Raw genomic sequence first — 1,947 nt, forward strand, 5'->3', positions numbered from 1 at the left:
AAGCAGTTATGATTCTAGGAACACGAATATTCCAAAAAATATTATGAATAGCAGGTAGGTCTTGCCATAACATTTTGGGAGAAATATTTTCCATACCAATGAATGGTGTGATCAGAAGAGATGTTATGCTTAATAAAACAAAAACCGTTATTGTCCATAAACGGCGCTGAGGAGAGATAGTTTTTACCAAAATATTACTCCTTGCTCACTTGTAGCTTCGGTAAATCGGTAGTTATATAAAGAAAAAAGATTATCTGAGTGAATAACTTCATGGCTTTGGCCATAAAATAGCTTTTGCCCATTTTGGATAGCTAAACAGTGTGTAAAGTAATGCATAACTTCATTGATATCATGGGTGACAGAAATAATAGTTTTATTCATTTCGATAGAGATATCATGGATGAGTTTTAATATTTCATGAGCTTGTTTAGGGTCTAAAAAATTTGTTGGTTCATCCAGAAAAATAATAGGCGTTTCTTGGCACAATGCCCCCGCAATAAATGCTCTCTGTCTTTCTCCGCCACTTAAATGGGATAATGGGGTGTTTTTATATTGTATCAATTCTGTTTTGGCTAGAATTGTATCAATGATGATGTGCTCTTTTTTTGTGAGAAAAAAGCCAAATTTTTGATAAGGAAATCTTGCATAAACACACCAATCCCATACAGAAATAGTTAGGTTAGGATGGGTTTGTGGAACATACGCAATAATTTTTGCAAGTTGTTTTCTAGATAAACTTTGAATGTTATGATCAAAATACTGTAATGATTGAAAAGATGCTGGAATCAATCGTAATAGGGCTTGCAATGTGGTGCTTTTACCTGCACCATTTGGGCCAATAATGGCAACTCGGCTCCCAGATTCAATATCAACAGATAAATGATTTAAACGAATTTTATTATGTGATTGAACAAATAGGTTTTTAACAGATAGAGCAATCATTAAAATGTATTATCCTTAATTTAGTCTATTTAATTCAAACGAAAACGAATAGGTTGATCAAAATAGCTGGAAGTTTTTTGACCATTACTAATTTTTGATTTTACCTTAAGCGATTTGACAGATTCTAGCGCACATTTATCTAAACGAGAAAAATTAGTGGATTGTATGATCTCTGTTTTGATTGAGTTACCATTATGATCGACATAAATTCTCACAATTGCTAAACCTTGTTCGCCGCGTCTACGGGAAATCAAAGGATAACAGCGTTGAATATTGCGAAGAATAGTTTGCTCGCTGTTACCATTGGCAAAGCCCGCAGGGCCATCTATAGCATTTTTACCTGTTCCACTACCAATCACATTGCGATTACCTAATCCAGTGCCTTTTTGATTGCGTGCGCTATTGGCAGGTTTTGTTGGTGATGCTATTTTTTGTGGAGCTATTTCTTTGGGGGGAGCTGCTGGTTTTGGATCTGTTTCAGGCTGAATGCTTTCTTGAATAACTAACTCAGTGTGTATTTCTGATATAGCCTCAGGTTCTTCAATTGGAGGTTCTTGTGTGGCATTTGGATATATCCAATCACTTAACTCAACGGTGATCACATATAATTCATTCTGATGCTGATATTTGGGTTGAAAAGTTGATTGTTCTGCATTTGATTGACTTAAACCTTCTGATGAAAAATCGGCCATCCATAATTCCTTTTCTGTATTTAAAAATACAAGAAAGAGTAGGCTATGGCACAAAATTACAAAAAGAATACTAAAAACTTTCATGAGTATTTATATTGGTTTAAAAAAAGGCTCATAGGATAGAAAAGGATCGTTAATGATGAAATGGATGATTATGTAGTATGCGCTGATGCTAAATAAAATTACAAAGCCTAAAATGAGTAAGGCATTAAATTTTTGCCACAATGACTGATTAGAAATATAGATTTGTATTGGTAAAATAATGATCATAGTGAACATAGTGATGTAACTATAAATCATGATATAAAGTGGG

Annotated in this window: 2 protein-coding genes and 1 pseudogene; all 3 read right to left on the reverse strand. The window is 33.9% G+C overall.

Features of this window, described 5'->3' with window-relative positions; all coding sequences use genetic code 11:
- Positions 1-190: pseudogene (locus tag BZK14_RS03920) on the reverse strand (hypothetical protein); the annotation flags it as partial.
- Positions 184-942 carry an ABC transporter ATP-binding protein gene (locus BZK14_RS03925; RefSeq protein ID WP_077925283.1) on the reverse strand — a complete coding sequence of 253 codons (759 nt, stop codon included), beginning with the start codon at positions 940-942 and terminating at the stop codon, positions 184-186. The gene BZK14_RS03925 and the pseudogene BZK14_RS03920, both read right to left, overlap by 7 nt.
- 29 nt (positions 943-971) lie before the next feature.
- Positions 972-1,634: an energy transducer TonB gene (locus BZK14_RS03930; protein WP_171973634.1), complete on the reverse strand. Its 663-nt coding sequence runs from the start codon at positions 1,632-1,634 to the stop codon at positions 972-974.
- Positions 1,635-1,947: the final 313 nt, after the last annotated feature.

Source organism: Wohlfahrtiimonas larvae (assembly GCF_002006755.1).
In the GTDB taxonomy this organism is placed as follows: domain Bacteria; phylum Pseudomonadota; class Gammaproteobacteria; order Cardiobacteriales; family Wohlfahrtiimonadaceae; genus Wohlfahrtiimonas; species Wohlfahrtiimonas larvae.